We start from the raw sequence: 17644 nt of genomic DNA, 5'->3' as shown, positions 1-17644 counted from the left end.
CGCCCGAGAACTATTCTCCTCTAGGTCATTCAGGCTGTGCACTGAAGGCTGTTCCGCATGTAAAGTTATGTCAAGGCTGCACTTTTTGTTCATGCATCGTTACCGGTTACTAACACTGCTGGCATTGCTTCTTGGTATCGCTCCCAATGTCTTTGGCGACATTCCGCGGGGAGGACGGGGACACAGCGGCGCTGCGCATGGAAACGTTCCCGCGTCTTCCACGGTAAACGCTCCGCGCTCCGATATGGCTCATGTCCTGATTCCACATCTGAATGCAGATCCGAAACTGAGTGACTTTCTGAGCCAGCCCCTAGGGTCAGCCACTGCACGGCGGATGCTGCGGATCACCAAGTTCACTGACCGTTATCCCGAGGACGGCCAGCCAGTCACCGAGCCTACGACAGCCTACATGGGCTATACGCACGAGTATCTGTACATCGCTTTTGTCTGCCGCGACGATCATCCGGGGCTGTTGCGCGCCCATATGCTGCAGCGCGACTCGCTCAGCGACGACGATTACGTAGAGGTCATGCTGGATACGTTCCACGATGAGCGGAGGGCGTTTCTCTTCAAAACGAATGCCCTGGGCGTCGAGGCCGATGCCCTCTACACCGAGCAGACCGGCGCGGACTATTCCTTCGACACGGTATGGGACACATGGGGCAGGCGGACGCCGAATGGCTATGCCGTGATGATGCGGATTCCCTTTGCCAGCCTGCGCTTTGAGGACGTCCCACAAGGCGATCTGCGCACCTGGGGAATCCTGCTGCAGCGCGGCATCACCCGCAAGAACGAGAGCGCCTGGTGGCCACAGGTGCGGCACAATGTAGCCGGCAGGCTGACGCAGGAGATTTCCATCGACGGCTTTGCCAATGTGGAGCGCGGCAAGAACCGGCAACTGGAACCCTATGGACTGCTGCATAGCATCCGACAGCTGAATACCGTCAACCCGGTCAACCCTTACTTCAACAACAAGCACCTGCAGGGCTATACGGGGCTGGACGGCAAGTTTGTGCTGCACAACAGCCTGGTGCTCGACCTGACGTTCAATCCTGACTTCAGCCAGATCGGCATTGACAATCCCGCGCCGCCGAACCAGCGCTTTCAGTACTACTACCCGGAGCTGCGCCCGTTTTTCATCGAGAACAGCAGCTACTTTGCCACACCGCTCAGCCTGTATTACACGCCGAATATCGTAATGCCGCAGTTTGGCCAGCGGCTCACGGGCAAAATCGGCCCCTGGGCTGTGGGGCTGCTGAATATCGACGATCGCAATCCGGGGCTGCAGGTGCCGCAGGGCACTCCCGATTATGGCTCACGGGCCCACTTCTACGTCGGGCGTGTGAACAGGGACATCGGCGCCCAGTCTAACGCCGGGGTTATCTACGCAGAAAGGGACTACCTCGGCTCATTCAACAGGAACGGCGGCGCCGACTATCGGGTGCGCGTGGACCGGCGCTGGACCCTTTCAGGGCAGGCGGTGACTTCAGAAACAGAACATCGCGATGGCTCGTGGCAGAGCGGCCAGGCGTACGTGCAGAGCGTGAGCTACTCCGATCTGCACAAGAGCTTCTATTTCAACTACAACGACATCGCCGCTGGATACCTTACGGAGACGGGATTCTTTACCCGACCCGATGTTCGCGAACCGGACGGAAGCGTGAACTATACCTTCCGCCCGAAGAGCGGTCCGCTGCTCTCGCACGGGCCAAGCATCTACTCGGAACGCATCTGGGATCACACCGGGTTGCCGCTCGATTTCTACTTCGACCCTTCGTACTCGTTCAACTTCAAGCACCGGACTTCGCTCTCGGCATTCCTGGACATGGGGCAGGACCAGCTTCGGCCCATTGACTACTCCACGCTCAAGAGCAATGTCGAGTACCACAGCCATGTCGAGGGAGCGAATTTCTACACATCGCCGAAGCCGCAGTTTGCCCTCGGCGGAACGGCTTATGTAGGCACAGTCATCAACTATTACCCGCCAGCCGGGCAGGGGCCTTACCCGGTGAACGTGGACTCCGGACACACCAATGTCGAAGTGAAGCCGATCCAGGAGCTGGACCTGCTGAACACTTATGAATTTGACCGCTTCACCGATCCCACGTCCGGCGCGGTGGCCTATGACAGCCATCAACTGGTGACCCGCTGGAACCTGCAGATGAACAAGGCCTGGTCGCTGAACTTCATCGGCGAGTACCTGGCAACGCTGCCCAATGCTGAATTTACCGATCTGACCAACAGCAAGGACATCTTCGGCGATGTGCTGCTCACCTATCTGCCTCACCCGGGAACAGCCTTTTACGTCGGCTATACGACCGACTATCAGAATCTGGACAGCAACTTATGCACCCGAGGCGTCGACGGCACCTGTAATACAAATTTCCCAATTCTTCCGCACACCGGCTCCTCATTTCTCAACGATCAGCAGGTGATCTACATGAAGCTCAACTATCTGCTCCGCTTTTAACCCTGGATCAAGGATCCGGCCGGGCACGATACCGCCCTGATGGTTGAGCGAAGGTCAGCAGCCGAATTGCCGCAGATGGTGGTCGGTGTGACGATAGCCCCAGATCATCCACTCCTCAAACGTCATGGGACCGAAGATCGGGTGCTCTGCGAGCAGTTCCTGAGGCGTTGCGGCGGAGAAGCGCACGAGCAGCGCGACGAGCTCATTTCTTTTATCCTCGAAGCCGACGTCCGGGACCCCTGTGCGCTTCATGTCCAGGGCGGGCAGCGTGGGATATCCGTGAGCCCAGGGCAGCGGCGAGCGCAAAGCAAGGTAGCGCCCTGCGGCATTGCGAAGCAGGCTGCGGCGGCGACTGGTGGGACGCTCTTTCAGCACGAGGCGAAAGGCTTCAGTGAGATGGCAGAGCATCTCCAGGGAGTTCATCCGGCCCCAGCGCGCAGGAGTAACGGGGGTTACGACTGCTACCCGGGCAGCGATCTGCTGCTGCTGCGCCGGGTGGCTGAGGCTGGGGTGCGGTGGCATAGCTGCTTGTCGGCCTACCTGCGAGCGGCTGCTTCGACCTGCTTCTTCTGCTTGTTATCCACGAAGTTCTTTGCTGCTACGGTGACGCGGTCGCGCGCGTAGGCTGCATCGTGCCAGCCGTGAACCTCGACCCGCTTTCCCTCCAGATCCTTATAGATCGAAAAGAAGTGGGTGATCTCCTTGAGCATGTGGGGGTAGATTTCCGAGTAGTTCCAGACATCGCTGTAGCGGGGGTTGTTTTTGCCGACCGCGAGAACCTTCTCATCGAGCACGCCCTGGTCAAGCATTTCAAGGAGGCCGATGGGACGAACCTGCATGACGCAGCCCGGGAAGCTCGGCGCGTCGACCAGGACCAGAACATCAAGCGGGTCCCCGTCATCGCTCAATGTGGACGGGATAAAGCCGTAATCGCCAGGATAGTGAACCGGGGAGTAGAGATTGCGGTCGAGCCGGAATACGTGAAGCTGCTTGTCGTATTCGTACTTATTGATGCCCTCGAGGGGAATCTCGATGACGGCGTTCACAACCTCCGGCGTCTTGTCGCCGATCGGCAATTCCAGATAATTGACCATTCGCTTCCTGTCTTGAAATAAGGCTCCGATCCGCCAACCGCACGGTTACGGGCGCATAACATTTATAATCGGGCACGATGAAGGCCCATGTCTACGTTACTTTAAAATCCACGGTGCTCGACCCTCAAGGGCAGACCATCGGCAACGCTCTGCGCAAGAACCAATACCACGGCGTGACCGACGTGCGCCAGGGCAAGTACTTTGTCCTGACCTTGCAGGACTCGCTCGACGCCGCCGACGCGGCTGCCGAGGTCGAGCGCATCGCCCGCGACATCCTGACTAACCCTGTGATCGAGGAATTCACCTATCGCTTGGAAGACTGACGGCGCGAAAGCGTTGCCACTCCCCCGGGAGGGAGGGTGGAATGCCTGGAGTCTTCGACGCCTGTGGAAGTTAATGCCGCCAATCCCGGCCCTGCCCTTACAATGTAGGGACTATGTGCGGAATTGTAGGCTATGTGGGCACGAAGCCGGTTTTGCCGGTGATCCTTGAAGGACTGCGGCGGCTGGAATATCGCGGTTATGATTCGGCGGGTATTGCAGTAGGCGGCGCCGGCAACGGACTGGAACTGCGCCGGGCGCCCGGCAAACTGCGCAACCTTGAAGAAGTCATTCGCCAAAGCCCAATTCACGGCACGTTCGGCATTGGCCATACGCGCTGGGCGACGCATGGCCGCCCCACAGAGGAAAATGCTCATCCCCACCGCGACTGCACCGGCCGCATCGTGGTGGTGCATAACGGCATTGTCGAGAACTATCTCGAACTGAAGCGCGAGCTTGCCGCTGAAGGCCACAAATTTGTAACCGAAACAGATACAGAAGTGATCGCTCACCTGATCGAGCAGGAGCTGAAGTCAGCTGCCGACTCAGGCAAAACGATGCTGCTCGAAGATGCGGTGCGCCGCGCGGTGCGCAGGCTGACCGGCGCCTTCGCGATCGGCGTCATCTCCGCCGACGAGCCGGACAAGATTGTCGCGGCCCGGAATGGACCGCCGGCGGTGATAGGACTGGGCGACGGAGAATATTTTGTCGCCTCGGATGTGCCGGGCATTCTGCACCACACGCGCAATCTCTACTTCCTCGCTGATGGAGACATGGCGATCCTGACCAAGTCCGGCGTAGTGCTGACGGACTTCGACGGCAACCACATCGAACGTCCTGTCCAGCGTATCCAGTGGGACCCGATCCAGGCTGAGAAGGGCGGCTACAAGCACTTCATGCTCAAGGAAATTTTTGAGCAGCCGCGAGCGATTCGCGACACGACGCTGGGGCGCATCTCGCTCGACACCGGTAAAGTCTTTCTGGACGAGATGAAGATCTCGGACGCGGAATTCCGCGCTGCAACGAAGATCAACATCGCCGCCTGCGGCACGAGCTGGCACGCAGCGACGGCAGGCAAGTTCATGATCGAGCGCCTTGCGCGCGTGCCGGTCGAGGTGGACTATGCAAGCGAGTTCCGCTACCGCGACCCGATCATCGATCCGGCATCGCTGGGGGTGCTGATTACACAGTCCGGCGAGACGGCGGATACGCTTGCGGCGCAGCGCGAGATGATATCGAAAGGGTCAAAGACGGTCGCGATCTGCAATGTGGTTGGCGCAATGATCGCGCGCGAAGCGCACGGCACGATCTACACGCACGCGGGGCCCGAGATTGGCGTGGCATCGACCAAAGCCTTTACCGCGCAGCTGACCGCGCTGTTTCTCTTCGCGATGCACCTGGCGCAGGTGCGAGGAACGGTCACCGAAGAGGAAAGCCGCACGCTGATTGAGCAGTTGAGCCTGATTCCCGGCAAGCTGCGCGACGCGCTGCGCACCAGCGACAAGGAGTGCGAGGCGCTGGCCCGGCTTTACTCCAATGCGCGGGACTTCCTTTTTCTGGGCCGTGGCATTCACTATCCCATAGCGCTCGAAGGCGCGCTGAAGCTGAAGGAAATCTCCTATATCCACGCCGAGGGCTACCCTGCAGGCGAGATGAAGCATGGGCCGAATGCGCTGATCGATGAGACGCTGCCCTGCGTGGTGCTCGCGACGCGCGATAGCACCAATCGCGACTCACGGCTGCGCTATGAGAAGACTCTCTCGAACATCCAGGAAGTCACGGCGCGCTCAGGCAAGGTCATCGCTGTAGCAACAGAAGGAGATGACCAGATTGGGCAGCTTATCGACCACGTGCTGTATGTGCCGGACGCGACGGAACTGCTGTCGCCGGTGCTCGAAGTAGTGCCGCTGCAGCTGCTGGCGTATCACATCGCGGTGCGTCGCGGCTGCGACGTAGACCAGCCGCGAAACCTGGCGAAGTCAGTCACGGTGGAGTAAAGGAGTTCGGCAACTGCTGCCTGGCGGGGCTGCCGAACCTTCTACTAATCAATCGTCCGCTTTCATGACAAGCCCTTGCGTGGTTTGAGCGGAGATCAGGCTGACTTAGCTCTTCTCTTCCTAAGCACCCAGGTGGTCATGCAGCGGTAATCCTGGACGATGGTAGTCTTCAGCGGATCGACCAGGACCGCGTCCATCTCCTCCGTCAGATCCAGCAGCATCTCTTCATCGACCAGGAACCACTGGGAGCCATCGCCGACCACAAAGATATTCGCCCGCACTCGCTCGAAGTCCATTCCAATGCGCGAACCCAGGCGGCAGAAGAGCATGCCGCCTGGCTTGAGCACCCGCCAGAGCTCCGCGAGCATTGCACGGAAGTGATCTTCGTCGCGAGCAAAGTGGAGCACCGAATTGCAAAGCACCACATCCGCAAACTCGCTCCGAAACGGCATCTGCTCGATTGGCCCGACCTGGAAGTTCGCCGGGGGAAGTCCTGTTTGCAGCGATGCGGATAACTGGCGAACATGCTCAACGCCCTCAGGGTTTGCATCGAGTGCGAAGACCTCACACCCTTCGCGCAGAAGGTGAACCAGGTTTCGTCCGTAACCGCAACCCGCATCGAGCACGCGCATGCCAGCCGCAATGTTTCCTCGCAGAATCTGATCGAATACATAAATATCGATCTGCCCGAATTGTTCCTGAACACTTAACTTCAACCTGGCCCCCTGACGCTTCCGCACTTGCTCCCCAACTGCAGACGGACGCAGTGAGAGGAAGCTCTCTCTCTGGAAGTTGTATCAGGCTTTCAACCCGGCCGCTCCGACGGAGGCAAATCGGCATCCCCTCGAATTTTGGTTGCCAGGAGTAGGCGCGCGGTGAGAGCTTAGTGCTGCGACGCCGCAACCCGGCAAGATGCGCCGCAGGAGCAAGGATGGCAAGCGTCCCTCCTATCACGCATGCGATGGCCAGCTTCACGGCTGCGCACACACTTTGCGACAGGCAGGTCAGCAGTCTGCCGGCAGGCGAGAGATGTGTGGTGGACGAATCGCACGAAGCAGCCTCGATCAATTGTCATGAGTGTCGCGCCTGCCTGCGAGATAGAGTTCTATCCATCGCTGACTATGAGCCAAGATCAACGCTGGTCGTCCCGGAGCATCGGCTGACTCGCGCACGCTATCCATTCGTAGATGTCCACAGCCATCAGTCCGCAATGATGTCTGACGAAGCACTCAATCAGCTCGTTAGCGAAATGGACCTGCTCAATATGCGCGTGATGGTTAACCTCAGCGGCAGCTATGGAAGCACGTTGCAGAGCAGGATTCAGAACCTGGAAGGTCGCTACCCCAGCCGGTTTCTGACCTTTGCCAATATCGACTTTTCGGATGTGGACTCGCCCGACTACTCACGGCGCGCTGCAGATCAACTTACTGAAGATGTTCGCAACGGTGCGAGGGGTCTCAAGATTTTCAAGAACCTGGGAATGGATCTTGTCGATCGGCAGCGCCGGAGGATTCATGTCGATGATCCTCGATTCGACCCTGTCTTCGAAGTTTGTTCCGCCGCTCACATTCCCGTACTAATCCATAGCGCGGAGCCGAAGCCGTTCTTCGATCCAGTTGATAGATATAACGAGCGCTGGCTGGAGCTGACTATGTTTCCTGCGCGGGCTCGATCGCCGGTTCACTACCCGCCCTGGAGGACGATTCTCGATGAACAGCACCGACTGTTCGCGAAGCACCCGAACGTCCTCTTCATCAACGCTCATTTAGGCTGGCTGGGCGGTGACCTCGAAGAGCTGGGGCGCCTGATGGATGCGCTGCCCAACATGTACACAGAGATAGGCGCGGTACTAGCAGAGCTGGGGCGGCAGCCTCGCGAGGCCCGCAGGTGGATGATTCGCTATCAGGATCGTGTTCTTTTTGGAAAGGATCATTGGAACCCCGAGGAGTACCACACCTATTTTCGCGTGCTCGAAACCGACGACGAATATTTCGACTACTTCCGCAAAACGCATGGCTCATGGAAGCTGTATGGATTGGAGCTACCGGATGGAGTATTGAGGAAGCTTTATTACGAGAATGCGCTGCACGTGCTTCCAGGCATCCACAGCGCGCTCTTCCCGCGTACCTGAGTGCAGACACATCTCCACCCCGAGGAGGGTTAACTCATGAAGTGCGGCAGCAGGTTGCAGAGACGGCCCGGAGCTTCACGCATCCACAGGCGACGGCAGCCAAGACGAAGGCGATCATAGCCGAAGTACATGGGAATGAGCCCCGGCACGAGAGCACGCACGACGGAGACTCCACACGCCTGCATTGACGGCGGCGTAAGGTCGCAGGTGTAAATACGAAGGCCGCGTGCGCAGAGGCGCGCTGAAACCTCCTGCAAAGCGTCGGATGCTGCCATCTTTTCCATAGCTTTGTTGTCTGAATCATGGCTGCGGCTCGGGCGTGCACGTACTGCGTCCTCGAGAGTGTCGCGGATGAGGCTGTGAAACGGACCATCATCGTAGAGCGCGTGGTGATCGGCCGGATCCGTCACCCGCTGGAGTGTCATCCATGGACGCGGGGCCGGAAAGGAAATCTGCCAGCGCAATAGATTCCCCAACTCCCGCGCGGAGTGCTCCAGCGCAAGCTTCAACGACGGGTGGCATCCAGCACCATACGCAACCCTGTTCCCTTTCAAGGCGAAGGAGAGAACACAGGGGATGGCAAGATCATAGTCGAGACGGCACACAACAATGACAAAGCCCATCCTGCGCATCGCATCGAGGTCACCTGCCGCATCGGGAGACAGCTCCACATCCACCTGCAGGACTCCTGTTCCGGGCCTGCGATGCCAGAACAGGAGGATGCTGTCGCGCTCGACAAGTTCACAGATGGCCGCAAGCTGCGCAGCTGCAAGAGAGGTGTGAGCAGCGGTCCCGCTTGAGGTTTCAGCTACCAGTTTTTTTCGCTGTAAGGGAATGCGTGGGTAAACAAACTCAACAGGCACATAACTGCGCTGACGGTTGCATAGATCCTCAACCGCAATCCACTCAAGCGCATGATCTTCAGAGTATGGCGAGAAAGGAAAGCCAGGCTTCGCATACTGCGCATCCGCATAGAGGCCCATAGCATGAGGAGAAATTTTCTCATCGCCCAGCGAAGCTCCCGTAGCGACCTGCAGTTGCGACGGCGCAGTGCAGAACTGACTGAAGCGTTCGGCACCTTCCATAATTGCCCGGCATCGCGCCTCGTCAGGCGTTCGCCCGACGCCGAAGCCCTCAACGCTGCCTGCACTCGATGGGACTTGTGCGCAGTAAGCATGCCTGGACAACGCGAGAGGCCAGTCGTCTGCGGGCTCTTCGCGAACCTCCATAGCCAGCCCGTTTGCGGTGTCGCAGAGGAGGCGATCAGCAGCATAGGCCGTCACGCCAATTTCCTTGCGTGCCAGCGACCGACGATGAAGGCTCCCGCCCTTGCTGCTTCTTCAAGTGCAAAACCGCCGCGGCTCACGCGCTGCAGAGCTGTGGCGTCCCAGTCCCCGGGCAGAAGCGGCGGCGCATCTTCAGGCACCTGGAAGTTGCGCAGCAGAGACTGCTGTGAGCAGGCCTCTTCGCTGCGCAAAACTTCAAATCCACTGCGTCTCAGATAGTTGCTCATCATTGCCGGCGAGATGAGGTCAGGCACGGAGCAGAACTGGCAGATTGGTTCGATATAGCGATCTGCCTCAGCCTGCGTCAGGCCGTTGGACTGCATCCAGTCGAGCCCCAGAAACTCTCCCCCAATGCGCAGCACCCGCGCACACTCCCGGCAGAAAGCGGCTTTGTCCGGCATGTGGCAACCCGCTTCGAACACATAGATGCGGTCAAAGGAATCGTCTGCGAATGGAAGGTGCATGCCGTCGCCCACGCGAAAGCTGACCCTGTCCTGCATCTTTCGCGCAAGAGCTCGCTCGGATGCGATCCGCACATGATGTTCGCATAAGTCAACGCCGGTGATCGAAACACCGGAATATGCGGCAATGTTGAGGGCCGGACCGCCTAGCCCGCAGCCTACATCGAGGACATCCATGCCAGGACGAAAGCGGCCTTCATCGGCGATCATGTGCTCGGTGGCAGCGAGGGCGTCGGTGCGGGATTCACGATCGCGAAATAGTGCGAAGTGATAGCAGTCGCCCCAGAAGTGCCGGTACACAGAGGTGATGCACTCGTAGTAGCGGCGCACCATCGGCCGGTACTGCTGCACGCGCAGCGGTGGATCAGCTGTGACGATTGCATGTTCAAGATCATCCATGCGCGGCCTCTCCTCGTCTCCCGATCGCGATGGCATAAACGATTGCCTCGCAGGGGTAGTGAAGTCCGGCGGCACGAGATAGAGGCTCATCGTCAAAGCCGCACAACGGCAGAGTGTCGCGGCCAGCGGCTGTTGCCGCAAGCAGAAGACATTGCGCGATGTGCCCCGCCTCAAGCAGCGCCAGCCGATAACTTTTCAACCCATATTTCGAAAGCCCCACCCTCATGAAGTCAAGGTAAAGAAGCACGAAGAAAGATGCGCCATCGACTGGCTGGTTGGAAAAAAGCCGTTTCATTTCAAAGTCAGATTGCGCAGGTGCCGCTGGAACGAGGCGATGCGCGAGCGCCTGATAGTAGTAAAAGGCCGGGGGCAGGTCCGCTATCGTTGCCGGATAAATCAGCATCTCTACCGGATAGAGGCCGCCGCCGGATGGATACGGGCGACAGGACGGGGGCGCGCCCGGCGTCATCGGTGCAGCGGATGGAGTTGCTCCTGCCATAGCGGCCATCCCGAGGATGCCGCCCAGTTGCTCAATCGAATCGGTAGCTGGGAGGAAGTGGCGGCAGGTGTGCCGCCGGCTCAAGGCATGGCTGAGAGTAGCATCAGTCACTCGCGGATAAGGCAGCGAAATGCCGCCACGACCACCATTCTCGCGAAGCATTCGACGCGTCTCGAAGACAGGCGAAAGCACAGGACATTCACTCGGCGCCACGGTGGCTTGATGCAATTGCATAAGGTCTGCGCCTAGTTCCCACACGAGCAGGACCTGCGCGTTGATCAGCTCCGCAAGCACGGATGCAACATGCAAAGCTGAGGCGTGCTGGGCCAGCTCTACCTCCAGGGAAGATGTTTGCCGGACGGTCGTCAACAGATCACGCAGCCTGGTAACGACCATCGCGCCAGAGGGCAGGAAGAGATCGCAGTGCGCGCCGCGCACGGTGGCGTCCTCGCCACTGATGCTGACCTCGGCATCTTCCGCCCACCTGACCCACATATCAGCAATTCCGCTCGATGGAGTAGAGGGCGAGTGCGCCCATGGCATCGCGCTCCGGAGTAGGACGCAATCTTCCAAGCGCAGCGAGCGCGTTTTCAACAAAACGCTTTTCGACGCGGCGAGTTCTCTCCAGCGCACCTTCCTGCTCCAGCAGTGCGACGAGCTGGTCGCGACTGGCACACTGCTGCTGCATCTCGTCGTAACGGATCACCGCCGCGGGACTGCCATGTTTTTCGAGATAAATGATTGGAAGAAGTGGGCGCCCCGCCGCAATGGAATTGCCAGCAGGCTTGCCGAGCAGAACAGAGTCACCGGTGATATCGAGTTCGTCGTCGCGGATCTGAAAGGCGATCCCAGTATTGACGGCGAAGCTGCGCAGGGCTTTCAATTCATCGAAGCTCGCGCGACCGAGGGTTGCGCCAAGACTTACGGCGGCCACGAACTGTGAGGCTGTCTTCTCGCGGACGATGGCATAGTATTGCTGCTCAGATGAATCGGGCGCGGGCTCAAGCTCCCGTATCTGCCCCTTGCAGCACTCCTGTGCATGATAAGTGAGCAGGCCAAGAGCGCGCATCACACACTCGGGATCTGCTCCCTCGGTGGGCTGCGCAAGGGTATCCATGGAGCGGAGAATCAGGTAGTCCCCAACGATGAGCGCAACGGCTTCACCCATTGTCTTGTGCAGGGTGGTGAGACCTCGGCGTTCGTCCGCACCATCGACAATGTCATCGTGAATCAGCGCAGCCACGTGAAGCATCTCCAGCGCGGCAGCCGCATGAATGGCCGCGGATGCGCGTCCGCCCACGGCTGCAGTTGCAAGAAAGATCAGCAGCGGGCGGACCATCTTGCCCCGCTCAAAGTATCTGAGCAGCCTATCTGCGGCAGGCGCATCAGCCAGTTCACGACCAATGTCCTGGCGGCATGCCTGCAGCAAGGGATAGTACCCGTGCGCAATCTGCTCAAGACCGGACGGTAAAGGGCTGGTTAGGACCACTGCGGGATCACTCATAAGTCACCTTGCTCAACTCAACTTGATACTGCAGCACCGAGAACTCCTGCCTTGCAATCAGCGCCTTCAGACAAAATGCGGTAGTGGCGCTGGCACTCCCGTGGGTCACCATTCCGTCGGCTGTCGGGAAACAGATCCACGGACAGGAAGGCCACCAACCCTCTGTACCCTGTGAATGAACGAGGTAGTCCACGCCTCGCGCGATGACCTCCTCCACCGGAGCCATTGCGCTGCTGCAGAGAGACAACAAGGCCAGGGCCGTGGAGAGAGGGTCGGATGCATGCTCGCCCCATCCGCCGTTCGGTCGCTGACTCGCGAAGAGGAACCGCCTGGCATGCATCAGAGAAGCGCTCGCAGGCGCGAGGCGACTCAGCACAGAGATTACGCGCCATGTGCCGTAATAAGGCCCTGCATACCACTTGCTGTGCCATGAGCCCTCTGCTGACTGAGTGCCTTCAAGATAGTGCACCGCGCGATGGAGCGCATGCCTGTAGCGCTGTGGATCGTACAAAAGCAATCCATAAAGCAGATTGGCAACTACCTCGACATGCACCCCTGAGCCACCCATAACCGGCAGATAGTCGCGAATCTTCTGGTCCGCGAACGAGTTGCCGCAGGGATCGAGGATCCATGTGTCGAAGCCTCCATCGTCGTTGGCGCCGTCGAGCACCAGGCGAATGGCTTCATCGCAGATGGATGCGAGATCCTGCCCTCCGTAGCGCACGAGCACCTGAAGCACCTGGCCTAAATCATCTGCATCGGGAGGAAGCTCCGGAGCCTGCTGAATATAGCTCCAGCCTCCGCGCACATCTGGATGCTTGCACTGCAGAATGGTCATCGCATCTCTTGCCAGCAGTGATTGAGAAACCCGAAAGCCAGCGTCCACGCCATCGAGCAACGCGTCGAAGATTACAGCCCTGTGAGACAGAATGGACGGACAAGTTTCATAGCGAACTCGTCCATCGACCAGGCGTGGGAAATGGAGGTAGTGAGTGGCCTCTTCATAGCCGTGATCGTGCTGCTGCATAAGATAACGCAGAGCGAGTTCTGAAGATCGTGCTGCAGCATCGCCCAAGTGGTGGACATGCCGTGGTGCGGCGTGCGTCTCTCGCCAGCCAGTCCATCCTGCGAGCAGAAGCCATGCGAATATCTTGACTTCCTGTGGTGAACCGGAAAGCTGGTCATTGCCTGTTGCAATTGCATGCTGCCCGAGTTCTGCGAGGCTGGCAATCTCTTCTGCGCAGGCCTCTACTTCGTCGTAGATGTCCGTGTCACTCGCGTACGCACGCTTCTCACGGTCGAGGCGATCGGCGATCGGCAGCAGCAGTGCATTGGGTGAACCCGATCGCCAATCTTTCAGGAGATCTACAATGTCATCAATGCGCCAGAAGAGTTTGCCGATCCGCTCTGCGGTTGCCCGCAAAGCGCCGTCGACTTCACTCTCTGAAGGCGCGTGCGCCAGGCACGCAATGTGCATGCAGGCGAGAGATGGCAGCGCCGATTTTGTCTCCACGCTCGGGAGCATCCGCCGCATCTCTGACGGGCTCGCCCACGAAGCTGCCGCAAGCTCACGCTCTGACTGAAGCAGGAGCAGGATGACGCCGCCCAGGTTTTTCCACGCCTCGTTGTTCCCTGTCAGAGCAAGGAGATTTTCTCCATACGAGCAGCAGAGCGCGATCAGGCTGAGCAGAAACTGCTCAGCCAAGGTCTGACTTTCGCGAGCCATCAATTGCAGCTGCACGGCGGCTTTGCCTGGAGATGCGAAGATGCCCTTAATGACCGACTCATTCAGGACACGGAAGATACTCTCGCCAGCACCGCGCTCATCGATGCAGTGATCCACGAGCGTGATGACGAGATTGAAAGCCCCCCCCAGAATCGCGGCTTGCCTCTCCAGGTCGGAATGCGACAGGTGGGGACAGGAGCTTATCGACTGAAAGAGCGCCGTCTGCCGGTAGCCAAGCCCGGCGATCAGCGGGACACGTCGCCACAGATCCGGTTCCAGATCTTCGAGGCGATCGAAGGAGTGCCCTCCGGGGATATCTGCGATGATCTCTCTGCGCAGAGTGAGCCCCAGCTCCCACTGCGCTGCGGACTGTGCCGCGAAGTACGCTGGCTCAAACTCCAACCCGCGTGCGGCGAGCGCTACCCGCACTGCCGCACGAAGGTGGGAATCGGACATCTGGCCTTGGTAGGTGAACATAGCATCACAGTCAGCGGCAATTCCGCAGTCAATACTTCAACGGCTTCCAGAGCTAGCTCCAGCAGCTGCAGTTGGGTGGCGGTTGCGGTGGCGCAGGGCAGAGACTCGCGTACATACTGCCGTAGCTGTCAGTGTTCCCGCATACCGTCGTATAGCCGGGCGCACCTACGCAAAAGTTATACCCGGCTCCGATATACATGTAGTAGTAGCCATTCCCGTTGTTGTAGGCAGCGACGGTAAAGGTGGCGTTAGTGATGTGCACTCCGGTTTTACAGTTATAGACGACGATCCACATGATCCTCTCCTGTCCTCGAGTCCAGTACTCGCACTGCTGGTCTTGGTGTCCTACTTAACTCCGCCAACTCCGGGAGTCTGCTTTCCGAAGCTGGCAGTCTTGAATATCTCTTCGACATTCATATGAGGCGGGGAGATATGTTCAGGCTTGACTGCGGTTGCCTCCATCAACTTGATGCTGTGTTCGAGCGGTGGTGTTTTCAGCGCTGCTGTCGCGGGCGGCATACTCTTCGACAGATCCGCCATCTTGGCGAGCAGATCGGCCTCAGAGTGTATCGGGAAGTAGTACGCAGGGATGACATTGCGCGCGTCGGCCATGGTCAGCGTGCGTCCACGGAAAGTGATCGATGCGTGCTCGCCGCCCATTGTCTTCGCAAGTTCGTCGAAGTTATCGATCGGGTACTTGCCCTTGGCATTCACCTGTTTGACCACGGCAATCGTATCCTGCAGGTCGGGGTGCGCCTGCATGAGACGATTGACCAGTGCCAGGTCTTCATTTTTCAACGGTTCGAATGGCATTGTGTTCTCCTTCTTTCTTCTGGGTTGGCTCCGGTCGTCCGCGCTGAACTGTACTTAGATCGGCGGAGTCGTGGGTTCGTTTTGAAAACTCGTTCAGCCTCAGCTGCGTCTGATGGCCTTCGGCGTACAGCCCCTCCTGGGTGACGCCCTTGAAGTAATGCTTCTGCCACGTTTCCGTGGAAGACGATGTGCCCAACTCTTCCAGAAACTGCCTCCGGCTCTCTGACCACGATCGAAAGCCGTGAGCAATGTCCGGATCTGCATCCAGCGGACGCACCTCCGGATCGAAGCTCTCAAGCTCCCCGCGACGCTGCGGGAGGATCATGCAAACGGGCTCATCCTTCTCAAACGTGACGGTGATGCCGGGCCGCGTCAGTTTCCAGTTCATGGTGAAACTGCTGACAGCCCAATCCGCTTCGACGCTTCCCTCAAGAGGACATGCTCCGTCCTTCGGCCAGTTCGCGGGACCGCGCACCAGCAGGTTGTATCCGGGGGGCGTGCGAAACAGATAGGGCACGCTCCAGGTGACGATGCCGTGGCCGAAATGGCTCGACACCGGAAAGGGGGCCCAGCCGTCCGGAAATTCAATCTTGATGCTGCTACAAGCTTCTCCCCCATCCCAGGTGATGCGAACCAGATGACTGCTGAGAAGATGCCAGCCGGATTGATTCGCCATGAGGAGCGGCAGACATCGCCTGGCAAATCTTGCGGAGGTCTCATCCATCCAGGCCCGCGAAACAGGTGCAGGCACGATCCGCATCGCGGGAAAGGCATGCGTCTGATATGCAATCAGGCGCAACTGCGGCCCGCCCAATCTCTCTGCAGCGGCTGTGCTCATACACTTGCCGCGACCGCAAGGTGCGGACTCTCACGGGGAAGAATCTCATGCAGGCAGTCGCAGATCTCCGAGACCGCTTCAATCTCTCCACGATCCACAGCCGCGAGCAGATAGACCAGCATCACGCGCAGCGCTATCTCCGCCTGCGGGTCAAATCTTTTCTCCCACAGGGCAGCGCGCCAGATTTCGAGCGCCCGCGCATGGCGCGTAAAGGCCAGAGCATGATGCACCACATCAATCGCCTCGACGATGGGCTTGTCGATCTTAGGCCCGCTGCGTGAGGCTTCTACGCGCTGCCGGATGCTCTGCACTACGTTGTCGATATGGGCTGATCGCGATGACTGTAGCATGGCGAGTCCTTTCCGATTGCGGTATACGCTCGCGTAGATCTGCAGGAGTGAATCCTCAGGTGGAGGGCTGCACAGCGGGAAAGAGTCCGCGGGCAATCATCAGCTCTACGCCCTTCTGCAGCATGTCTTCCTCAGACAGAACGGGGAAGAAAAACTCCGGCATGAGGTCTGCTGCGAAGTGAGGATCATAGGCAACGTTGCGAAACATCACGGGCTCGCCACGCGATGTCATCTGCTCGATAAACTCACTCTTGGTGGGGATGGGAAACTGCAACTTTCTCTCCCTGAGAAGCTGCTCCACCTCGGGATACTGCGCTAGGTAAAAACGCGGATAAGTTGCCATGATCCCTCGCTCGCGACGAGTAGCGAAAACACTGATTGTCACAGACGTCACGACTTTTATTGAACTGCTACATCCATTGACTACGCGTGCTGTTCAATCACGATGGTTACGTCGTCTGTAGTTGCGCCAGAGATGCCGCCCGTTGCTATTCGGTTTGGCTGGCGCCCCGGCAAGTAGTAGACATCCGTTATGGGCCCAAGCAGATCGGTAAGGGTCAGCGCCTGATTTACCTGGTCCTGCAGAGATTGCAGTCCATCTCTAACTTCAGGCATCAGTTCGTCCGCTATCTTGCCGGACTTGGCTCCCCCCTCAACCCAGTAGGCCCAGCGTGCGCCCCAGGCCCGAAGATGATGGTCCCCGGTGACGTAGAGGTAGATGTGATACGTCATCGATGCGGCATAGTCCGGCCAGTACCACGGCATGGTGATGTGCAATGGCTGGTAGATCTTAAGATAGGCAAGATTCGGATCGAGATAGGAAACGTTGGCCGGGAACATCTCCCATGTCAGCGTGGGATCACCCTGGCGGCTGGCCTTCTTTCCCTGAAGCTTCGCATCGAGAAAGCTCGTCCACTTGTCGTGGAACTGATCGTGGAAGCTGATGCGGTGCTCGCTGGTTCCCTTCTTGTTTCCTGCAATGAGCAGGGCACTTCCGATATGTCCCCAGCAACTCCACCAGACGTCTCCTGCCGATTGGGCGTCACTGACCTGGGCGAATGGTCCGGAATAGTCATCATTCTTCAGCAGCACCAGATTGCCATCTGCCTCGGAGGTGGTTATCAACTCCACCGAATGGATGTTGGCATAGAGTCCGCTACTGGTCAGTTGCGCTGCGCTGATGTGGTTGTAGCGATCCGTGTGGCCAACCCCCACCAACATGGACTGGCCGGTCCGGTTGTCGCCCGAGTAGAGAAAGCCTGCAAATTCAAGAGACATA

At 58.7% G+C, this 17644-nt stretch carries 18 protein-coding genes; 4 read left to right on the top strand and 14 right to left on the bottom strand.

Annotated features, from left to right (window positions below):
- Positions 1-91 precede the first annotated feature (91 nt).
- Positions 92-2470, top strand: coding sequence for a carbohydrate binding family 9 domain-containing protein (locus tag C7378_RS00210; RefSeq protein WP_131990547.1), 2379 nt, complete (start codon positions 92-94; stop codon positions 2468-2470).
- 54 nt (positions 2471-2524) lie between these two features.
- On the opposite strand, the gene C7378_RS00205 is transcribed toward C7378_RS00210, so the two are convergent.
- Together C7378_RS00205 and C7378_RS00200 are read right to left on the bottom strand one after the other, a co-directional pair.
- Positions 2525-2992 (bottom strand): hypothetical protein, encoded by a 468-nt coding sequence (locus C7378_RS00205; protein WP_131990545.1) that lies wholly within the window; start codon positions 2990-2992, stop codon positions 2525-2527.
- Positions 2993-3006: 14 nt separating this feature from the next.
- Positions 3007-3564: an inorganic diphosphatase gene (locus tag C7378_RS00200; protein WP_131990543.1), complete on the bottom strand. Its 558-nt coding sequence runs from the start codon at positions 3562-3564 to the stop codon at positions 3007-3009.
- A 77-nt stretch (positions 3565-3641) separates the two neighbouring features.
- Between C7378_RS00200 and purS the strand changes: the two genes are divergently transcribed.
- The gene (gene purS, locus C7378_RS00195; protein WP_131990541.1) at positions 3642-3887 is read left to right on the top strand and encodes a phosphoribosylformylglycinamidine synthase subunit PurS; all 246 of its coding nucleotides are present in this window, start codon (positions 3642-3644) and stop codon (positions 3885-3887) included.
- A gap of 113 nt (positions 3888-4000) precedes the next feature.
- Positions 4001-5881, top strand: coding sequence for a glutamine--fructose-6-phosphate transaminase (isomerizing) (gene glmS, locus C7378_RS00190; RefSeq protein ID WP_131990539.1), 1881 nt, complete (start codon positions 4001-4003; stop codon positions 5879-5881).
- A gap of 95 nt (positions 5882-5976) precedes the next feature.
- On the opposite strand, the gene C7378_RS00185 is transcribed toward glmS, so the two are convergent.
- Positions 5977-6597, bottom strand: coding sequence for a class I SAM-dependent methyltransferase (locus C7378_RS00185; RefSeq protein WP_243647956.1), 621 nt, complete (start codon positions 6595-6597; stop codon positions 5977-5979).
- 215 nt (positions 6598-6812) lie between these two features.
- Between C7378_RS00185 and C7378_RS00180 the strand changes: the two genes are divergently transcribed.
- On the top strand, positions 6813-8012 hold the full coding sequence (locus C7378_RS00180; protein WP_207901276.1) for an amidohydrolase family protein: 1200 nt from the start codon (positions 6813-6815) through the stop codon (positions 8010-8012).
- Positions 8013-8041: 29 nt separating this feature from the next.
- On the opposite strand, the gene C7378_RS00175 is transcribed toward C7378_RS00180, so the two are convergent.
- The 11 genes from C7378_RS00175 to C7378_RS00125 form a co-directional block, all read right to left on the bottom strand.
- Positions 8042-9295 carry a YcaO-like family protein gene (locus C7378_RS00175; RefSeq protein ID WP_131990537.1) on the bottom strand — a complete coding sequence of 418 codons (1254 nt, stop codon included), beginning with the start codon at positions 9293-9295 and terminating at the stop codon, positions 8042-8044.
- Positions 9292-10158, bottom strand: coding sequence for a class I SAM-dependent methyltransferase (locus C7378_RS00170; protein WP_165876560.1), 867 nt, complete (start codon positions 10156-10158; stop codon positions 9292-9294). Before C7378_RS00170 ends, C7378_RS00175 begins: the two co-directional genes overlap by 4 nt.
- On the bottom strand, positions 10151-11152 hold the full coding sequence (locus C7378_RS00165) for a SagB/ThcOx family dehydrogenase (RefSeq protein ID WP_165876559.1): 1002 nt from the start codon (positions 11150-11152) through the stop codon (positions 10151-10153). Before C7378_RS00165 ends, C7378_RS00170 begins: the two co-directional genes overlap by 8 nt.
- A 1-nt stretch (position 11153) precedes the next feature.
- Positions 11154-12161, bottom strand: a complete 1008-nt coding sequence (locus C7378_RS00160; RefSeq protein WP_131990531.1) for a polyprenyl synthetase family protein — start codon at positions 12159-12161, stop codon at positions 11154-11156.
- On the bottom strand, positions 12154-14364 hold the full coding sequence (locus C7378_RS00155) for a prenyltransferase/squalene oxidase repeat-containing protein (protein WP_131990529.1): 2211 nt from the start codon (positions 14362-14364) through the stop codon (positions 12154-12156). Before C7378_RS00155 ends, C7378_RS00160 begins: the two co-directional genes overlap by 8 nt.
- Positions 14365-14416: 52 nt before the next feature.
- Positions 14417-14659, bottom strand: a complete 243-nt coding sequence (locus tag C7378_RS00150; RefSeq protein ID WP_131990527.1) for a hypothetical protein — start codon at positions 14657-14659, stop codon at positions 14417-14419.
- Between the two features lie 50 nt (positions 14660-14709).
- Positions 14710-15177: a hypothetical protein gene (locus C7378_RS00145; protein WP_131990525.1), complete on the bottom strand. Its 468-nt coding sequence runs from the start codon at positions 15175-15177 to the stop codon at positions 14710-14712.
- On the bottom strand, positions 15152-16015 hold the full coding sequence (locus C7378_RS00140; RefSeq protein ID WP_207901274.1) for a DUF6065 family protein: 864 nt from the start codon (positions 16013-16015) through the stop codon (positions 15152-15154). Before C7378_RS00140 ends, C7378_RS00145 begins: the two co-directional genes overlap by 26 nt.
- Positions 16012-16365, bottom strand: coding sequence for a hypothetical protein (locus C7378_RS00135; protein WP_131990523.1), 354 nt, complete (start codon positions 16363-16365; stop codon positions 16012-16014). Before C7378_RS00135 ends, C7378_RS00140 begins: the two co-directional genes overlap by 4 nt.
- A 55-nt stretch (positions 16366-16420) precedes the next feature.
- Positions 16421-16708, bottom strand: a complete 288-nt coding sequence (locus tag C7378_RS00130; RefSeq protein WP_131990521.1) for a hypothetical protein — start codon at positions 16706-16708, stop codon at positions 16421-16423.
- An 80-nt stretch (positions 16709-16788) separates the two neighbouring features.
- A complete protein-coding gene (locus tag C7378_RS00125; RefSeq protein WP_131990519.1) occupies positions 16789-17643 on the bottom strand; it encodes a hypothetical protein in 855 nt (284 codons plus the stop codon).
- Position 17644: the final 1 nt, after the last annotated feature.

Origin of the sequence: Acidipila rosea (genome assembly GCF_004339725.1) — a bacterium.
Classification (GTDB): domain Bacteria; phylum Acidobacteriota; class Terriglobia; order Terriglobales; family Acidobacteriaceae; genus Acidipila; species Acidipila rosea.
The sequence above is the reverse complement of the archived record's forward strand: the minus strand, read 5'-3'. Positions and strand labels throughout refer to the sequence as shown.